1 protein-coding gene is annotated in these 710 nt (G+C 63.2%); it reads left to right on the forward strand.

Annotated elements, in window-relative coordinates; all coding sequences use genetic code 11:
* Positions 1 to 710: elongation factor Tu (locus HUN39_RS18955; protein ID WP_175095980.1), on the forward strand; the 710-nt coding region annotated here is incomplete at its 3' end.

Consider the following 710-nt stretch of genomic DNA (forward strand, 5'->3'; position numbering starts at 1 on the left):
ATGGCCAAGGAAAAGTTTTCACGCACGAAGCCGCACTGCAACATTGGGACGATTGGGCACGTCGACCACGGCAAGACGTCTTTGACGGCGGCGATCACCAAGGTTCTGGCGGAGACGGGCGGCGCGACCTTTACGGCCTATGACCAGATCGACAAGGCGCCGGAAGAGAAGGCGCGCGGCATCACGATTTCGACGGCGCATGTCGAATATGAGACGAAGAACCGCCATTACGCCCATGTCGACTGCCCCGGCCACGCCGATTATGTGAAGAACATGATCACCGGCGCGGCGCAGATGGACGGCGCGATCCTGGTGGTCTCGGCCGCCGACGGCCCGATGCCGCAGACCCGCGAGCATATCCTCTTGGCTCGCCAGGTCGGCGTGCCGGCGCTCGTCGTGTTCCTCAACAAGGTCGACATGGTCGACGATCCGGAGCTTCTGGAGCTCGTCGAGCTCGAAGTGCGCGAGCTGCTCAGCAAATATGAATTCCCTGGCGACGACATTCCGATCACCAAGGGTTCGGCGCTGTGCGCGCTCGAGGGCAAGAACCCCGAGATCGGCCATGACGCGATCCTGAAGCTGATGGAGACGGTCGACGCCTACATCCCGCAGCCGGAGCGGCCGAAGGATCAGCCGTTCCTGATGCCGGTCGAGGACGTGTTCTCGATTTCGGGCCGCGGCACGGTGGTGACGGGGCGCATTGAGCGCGG

Source organism: Methylocystis silviterrae (genome assembly GCF_013350005.1).
In the GTDB taxonomy this organism is placed as follows: Bacteria; Pseudomonadota; Alphaproteobacteria; order Rhizobiales; family Beijerinckiaceae; genus Methylocystis; species Methylocystis silviterrae.